A 6,139-nucleotide genomic window follows, 5' to 3' on the forward strand; every position below is an offset into this window, starting at 1 on the left:
ACCGCTGCGCCCCTGGTCGAGATGCGGGGGATCGAGAAATCCTTCCCCGGCGTCCGCGCCCTGCAAGGCGTGCAGTTCGATCTGCGCCCCGGCGAAGTCCATGCCCTGATGGGCGAGAACGGCGCAGGCAAATCCACGCTGATGAAGATCCTGACCGGGGTCTACCAGCCGGACGGCGGCGAGATCCGCGTCGACGGCCAGCCCGTCACCCTGCCCACCCCGCATGCGGCGCAGGCTTTGGGGATCAGCATCATCCATCAGGAACTGTTCCTGATGAACCACCTGACCGCCGCGCAGAACATCTTCATCGGCCGCGAACCCCGCAAGGGCCTTGGCATCTTCGTCGACGAGGCCAAGCTGAAACGCGACGCCGCCGCCATCTTCAAGCGGATGAAGGTCCATATCGACCCGGGCGCCGAGGTCGGGCATATGACCGTTGCCCGCCAGCAGCTGGTCGAGATCGCCAAGGCGCTGTCCTACAATGCCCGCGTGCTGGTGATGGATGAGCCGACCAGCGCCCTGAACGAGACCGAGGTCGAGCACCTGTTCGGGGTGATCGAGGACCTGAAGGCCAATGGCGTCGGCGTGGTCTACATCACCCACAAGATGGACGAGGTGAAGCGCATCGCCGACCGCGTCACCGTGATGCGCGACGGGCAATACATCGACACGCTTCCCGCCGCCCAGACGCCGATGTCCACCATCATCCAACTGATGGTGGGCCGCGAACTGGCCGACCAGCACCGCGCCACCGGCACCGGGACGGCCGAGGAGGTGCTGCGCGTCGAAGGGCTGAACCGGGGAAGCACGATCCGCAATGTCAGCTTCGCGCTGAAGAAGGGCGAAATCCTGGGTTTCGCGGGCCTGATGGGCGCGGGCCGGACCGAGGTGGCGCGCGCGATCTTCGGCGCCGACCCGCTGGACAGCGGCACCATCCGCATCCATGGGCGCGAACAGAGGATCGCAACCCCCGCCGACGCGGTGGCGCAGGGCATCGCCTACCTTTCGGAGGACCGCAAACACTTCGGCCTCGTCACCGGCATGTCGGTGCGCGACAACGTGACCATGGCCTCGTGGCGGCGCTTCATCTCGGGCGGGGTGTTCATGCAGGACGACGCCTTGGGCCGGGTGGCCGAAGACTATGTCCGCAAGCTCAAGGTCAAGACCCCGCATATCCACCAGGAGACGCGGCTTCTGTCGGGCGGCAACCAGCAGAAGGTGGTCATCGCCAAATGGCTGCTGCGCGACTGCGACATCCTGATCTTCGACGAGCCGACGCGGGGGATCGACGTGGGCGCCAAGGCGGAAATCTACCGGCTGCTGGAAGACCTCGCGGCGGGGGGAAAGGCGATCATCGTGATCTCCTCGGAACTGCCCGAGGTGCTGCGCCTGTCGCACCGCATCGCGGTGATGTGCGAGGGCCGGATCACCGGCGAGCTCGACGGCCGCACCGCGAGCCAGGAAGACATCATGACGCTGGCGACGCAACGCTCCAGCGCGGCAGCCTGAACAGGGGGAACCATGACCGACACCGCCGTCCAGCCCGCCGCCAGCGGCAAGCCCGGTTTCTTCACCACCCAGACGCTGCAGAAGGCCGTCGCTTTCGTCGTGCTCATCGCGCTGATCGCCTTCTTCAGCGCCTTCGCCTCGAATTTCGCCACCGGGGCGAACATGGTGGGGATCATGCAGGCGACCGCGGTCAACGGCGTGCTGGGCGTGGCCGTGACCTTCGTCATCATCTCCGGCGGGATCGACCTGTCGGTCGGCACGATGATGACGCTGACCGCCGTCATGGCCGGGATCGTCCTGACCAACCTCGGGATGCCGCTGCCCATCGGCATCCTCGGCGCGATTGCTTCGGGCGCTTTCATGGGCGCGATCTCGGGCGCGGTCATCGCCAAGCTGAAGATCCCGCCCTTCATCGCCACGCTGGGGATGATGCAGATCGCCCGCGGGCTGGCGCTGGTCTTCTCGGGCGCGAAGCCGATCTACTTCAACAGCACGCCGAACTATGGCCTCCTGTCGCCGGAAAGCACGATCTCCAAGCTGATCCCCGGCGTCGAGATTCCGAATGGCGTGATGATCATGTTCATCGTGGCCATCATCGCCTCGATCGTGCTGACCCGCACCATTGTCGGCCGGATGATCTTTGCGCTGGGGTCCAACGAAGAGGCCGCGCGGCTTTCGGGCATCAACGTCGACCGCTGGAAGATCCTGACCTATGCGATCTGCGGCGGCATCTGCGGCATCGCCGGGCTGATCGTCTCGTCGCGGCTGAATTCGGCGCAGCCCGCGCTGGGCCTCGGCTACGAGCTGGATGCCATCGCCGCCGCCGTCATCGGCGGGACCTCGCTGGCCGGGGGGCGCGGCACGGTGATCGGAACGATCATCGGCGCCTTCATCATGTCGGTCCTGACCAACGGGCTGCGGGTGATGGGTGTTCTCGAGGAATGGAAGATCGTCGTGACCGGCGTGATCATCATCGTCGCCGTCTTCATCGACATCGTCCTGCGCAGGAAAGCCTGAAGGGAGAGACGCGACAGAACCAGAAGACCAGACCACCCGGACGCGAAGGATCGCGCCGGTTCCAACCCAGGGAGTTGAACCATGAAGAAGACCATCCTGACCTCGGCGCTGGCCCTTGGCCTTGCCATCGGCGCGCCCGCCTTCGCACAGGAGACCTATTTCCCGATCATCGCCAAGGGCTTCAGCCACCAGTTCTGGCAGGCGGTGAAGGCGGGGGCCGAGGAAGCCGCCGCGCGCAATGGCGTGACCATCACCTTCGAGGGCCCGAACACCGAGGCCGAGATCGACAAGCAGACCGACATCCTGAACGCCGCCATCGCCAAGAACCCGCAGGGCCTGGGCTTTGCCGCGCTGGACAGCCAGGCGCAGGTGCCCGCGCTGCAAAAGGCCGCCGATGCGGGCATCCCCATCGTCGCCTTCGACTCGGGCGTGGAAAGCGACCTGCCGCTGACCACCTGCACCACCGACAACATGGCCGCGGCGGCAGCTGCGGCGGACGGGCTGGCCAAGGCGATCGGCGAGGAAGGCAAGATCGCCGCGGTGATCCATGACCAGACCTCGGCCACCGGCATCGGCCGCCGCGACGGGTTCCTGAACCGGATCAAGGAAGCCTACCCGAACATCGAGGTCGTCGATGTGCAATACGCCAATGACGCGCTGAAGGCTGCCGACAACGTCAAGGCGATGCTGCAGGCGAACCCCGACATCAAGGGCATCTTCGCCTCGAACGAAGGCGCGGCCATCGGCCTTGCCGTCGCGATCAAGGAAACCGGCGCCAAGATCGTCGGTGTGGGCTTCGATTCGGGCAAGTCGCAGAAGGATGCGATCAACGACGGCACGCTGATCGGCTCGATCACCCAGAACCCGGTCGGCATCGGCCAATGCGTGGTGGACAGTCTGGCCAAGGCGATCAAGGGCGAGGAACTGCCCAAGGTCATCGACACCGGCTTCTACTGGTATGACAAGACCAACATGGCGGACGAGAAGATCGCCGCGGTCCTCTACGACTGATCCTGGGGCCAAGGGCAGGGCGGGTGGATCACCCGCCCTGCGTCGACGCGCGGCAAGTATGCTGGTGCGATCCCCTTGCGCGGCCTGCCGGATCTTTCCAGATCCCTCACGCCCACCTGCAAGTCATTGAAGTATCTGGGCGGGCCGATCCGTCCCGCGCGGGCACCCTCATCCCTGGCGGGCGAATGTATCGGCCGAAGACCAGGTCCAGGCCTCGGCGAAGCGGGGGGAAGAGGCCGGGTCCGCCGTCAACTGCCCGGCGGCGAGCTGTTCGTATTGCTCGGCCAGCGAGATCACCTTGTCAGACGAGGCCCGCCGCAGGAAGTGGTGCGGCCGAAGCTCCGAAGGATGCGTCAGCCCCGCCGCTGCCACCAGCTCGGCCAGTGCGTGCAGCGTGTTGCGATGGAAGCTCGCCACCCGCTCTGCCTTGTCCGGCACCACGATCCCCCGCTGGCGAAGCGGGTCCTGTGTGGCGACACCGGTCGGGCATTCCCCGGTGTGGCAGGACTGCGCCTGGATGCAGCCGACCGCGAACATGAACCCGCGCGCCGCGTTGCACCAGTCGGCCCCCAGCGCCAGCGTCCGCGCCATGTCGAAAGCCGAGGTGATCTTGCCTGAGGCCCCGATCCTCACCCGGTCGCGCATCCCGATGCCGACCAGCGCGTTGTGGACGAAGGAAAGCCCATCCCTGAGCGGCATCCCCACATAATCCATGAACTCCAGCGGCGCGGCGCCGGTCCCGCCTTCCTTGCCGTCGACGACGATGAAGTCCGGCGTGATCCCGGTCGCCAGCATCGCCTTGCAGATCGCCATGAACTCCCACGGGTGGCCGATGCAGAGCTTGAAGCCCGCAGGCTTGCCACCCGACAGGTCCCGCATTTTCGCCACGAACTCCAGAAGCCCGATGGGGGTGGAAAAGACCGCGTGGCTGGCTGGAGAGATGCAATCCTCCCCCATCGGCACGCCCCGGATGCGCGAGATTTCTTCGGTCACTTTCGCCGCTGGCAGCACCCCGCCATGTCCGGGCTTCGCGCCTTGCGACAGCTTCAGTTCCACCATCCGGATCTGCGGGTCCGCCGCCGCCTCGGCGAACCTGGCGGGGTCGAACCCGCCCTCTGCCGTGCGCGCCCCGAAATAGCCCGAGCCCAGTTCCCAGACCAGATCGCCGCCATTCTCGCGATGGTAGGGGGAACAGCCGCCCTCGCCGGTGTCATGGTAGAAACCGCCCGCCTTCGCCCCCTTGTTCAGCGCCCGGATCGCATTGGCCGAGAGCGAGCCGTAGCTCATCGCCGAGATGTTCAGCAGGCTGGCCGAATAGGGCTGTGCCGTCGCCGCGCCGACCATGGTCCGCAGCGCGTCGTGCGGCAGGGCCGTCTTCGGCGCGATGGAATGGTGCAGCCATTCATACTGCTCCTGATAGACGTCGAACTGCGTGCCGAAGGGGCGTTTGTCCAGCTCGCGCTTCGCCCGCTGATAGACGATGGCGCGCTTGTCGCGGGGGAAGGGGGTGCCGTCCTTGTCGCCCTCGAAGAAATACTGCCGCATCTCGGGCCGGATCGATTCCAGGAGGAACCGCAGATGCGCCGCGACCGGATAGTTGCGCAGGACGGCGTGGCGGGTCTGGCGCAGGTCGCGCAAGCCCAGCAGCACAGAGGCAAGGCAGAGCGCGGCGAAGGGTGCCAGCCACCAGTCCTGCCCCGGGAAGACCGGCATCAGGACCGCCGCCACGACGATCAGGATCGCGGGCCAGGTGATCAGGGCAAAGCGCAGGTTGAAGATCGTCGACAGCATTCCGGCCCCCGGGGTTCGGTCTGGCCAGACTTAAACATGGAAAATGAAGCTTGTTTAACGGAATTCAGAATGGTGCCGGAGCCGTGAAAGCCATCCAGGCCCCGGTCGACGGGTGGTGCAGGGCAAGGCTCTCGGCATGGAGCATCAGGCGGGGGTGATCCGGCAGGGTCTCGGGCGCATAGATCTGGTCACCAAGGATCGGGTGGCCGAGCGCCAGCATATGCACCCGAAGCTGGTGGCTGCGCCCGGTGTGCGGGGTCAGGCGTACGCGGGTCTCCTGCTCGGTGCGGTCGATCACCTGCCAGTCGGTGACGGCGGGGCGCCCATGCACCGGGTCGACCTTCTGGCGCGGACGATAGTCCCAGTCGCTGCCCAAGGGCAGGTCGACAGTGCCACTGTCGGGGGTCAAGTGGCCCTTGAGGCGCGCGACATAGGTCTTCTGTGCCCGGCGCTGTTCGAACTCCTGCCCGAGGAAGCCCTGCGCCTGCTTCGTGCGGGCGAAGATGATCACGCCCGAGGTATCGCAGTCCAGCCGGTGCACCGTCAGCGCATCCCAGCGGGCGGCTTGCAGCCGGGTGATCAGGCAATCCTGCCGATTGGCGAGCTTCCCCGGGACGGTGAGAAGGCCCGCGGGCTTGTCGACCACGATGATCGCCGCGTCCTCGTGCAGGATCTGCAGCGGCACGTCCGGCGGGTCGTAGGCGAAATCGGGGATCAGCGAAGGCTTATGCAATCTGGTGCCCTTCGGCCCGCAGGCGGTCGTGCAGGTGGCGGATATGGGCGGGGCCGACCTCGCAGCAGCCGCCGATCA

5 protein-coding genes are annotated in these 6,139 nt (G+C 66.4%); 3 read left to right on the forward strand and 2 right to left on the reverse strand.

The annotated features are described in order from the left end of the window. Positions 1–21 precede the first annotated feature (21 nt). The 3 genes from V7Q39_RS18615 (at position 22) to V7Q39_RS18625 (ending at position 3,537) form a co-directional block, all read left to right on the forward strand. Positions 22–1,509, forward strand: a complete 1,488-nt coding sequence (locus V7Q39_RS18615; protein WP_333818112.1) for a sugar ABC transporter ATP-binding protein — start codon at positions 22–24, stop codon at positions 1,507–1,509. 12 nt (positions 1,510–1,521) lie between these two features. Beyond that, entirely contained in the window at positions 1,522–2,526 is a 1,005-nt protein-coding gene (locus V7Q39_RS18620) for an ABC transporter permease (protein ID WP_333818108.1), read from the forward strand. Between the two features lie 81 nt (positions 2,527–2,607). Beyond that, complete coding sequence (locus V7Q39_RS18625; protein ID WP_333818109.1) at positions 2,608–3,537, forward strand: ABC transporter substrate-binding protein; 930 nt, start codon at positions 2,608–2,610, stop codon at positions 3,535–3,537. A 168-nt stretch (positions 3,538–3,705) separates the two neighbouring features. On the opposite strand, the gene V7Q39_RS18630 is transcribed toward V7Q39_RS18625, so the two are convergent. Next, entirely contained in the window at positions 3,706–5,328 is a 1,623-nt protein-coding gene (locus tag V7Q39_RS18630; RefSeq protein ID WP_333818110.1) for an FMN-binding glutamate synthase family protein, read from the reverse strand. A 64-nt stretch (positions 5,329–5,392) separates the two neighbouring features. Beyond that, the gene (locus tag V7Q39_RS18635) at positions 5,393–6,061 is read right to left on the reverse strand and encodes an RluA family pseudouridine synthase (protein ID WP_333818111.1); all 669 of its coding nucleotides are present in this window, start codon (positions 6,059–6,061) and stop codon (positions 5,393–5,395) included. Positions 6,062–6,139 lie beyond the last annotated feature (78 nt).

It is taken from the genome of Tabrizicola sp. (assembly GCF_036781545.1).
In the GTDB taxonomy this organism is placed as follows: domain Bacteria; phylum Pseudomonadota; class Alphaproteobacteria; order Rhodobacterales; family Rhodobacteraceae; genus Tabrizicola.

Bases quoted from the DNA above. Each gene is read 5' to 3' on its own strand.
- V7Q39_RS18615 (WP_333818112.1), top strand. From the start codon at position 22: ATGCGGGGGATCGAGAAATCCTTCCCCGGCGTCCGCGCCCTGCAAGGC.
- V7Q39_RS18620 (WP_333818108.1), top strand. From the start codon at position 1,522: ATGACCGACACCGCCGTCCAGCCCGCCGCCAGCGGCAAGCCCGGTTTC.
- V7Q39_RS18630 (WP_333818110.1), bottom strand. From the start codon at position 5,328: ATGCTGTCGACGATCTTCAACCTGCGCTTTGCCCTGATCACCTGGCCC.
- V7Q39_RS18625 (WP_333818109.1), top strand. From the start codon at position 2,608: ATGAAGAAGACCATCCTGACCTCGGCGCTGGCCCTTGGCCTTGCCATC.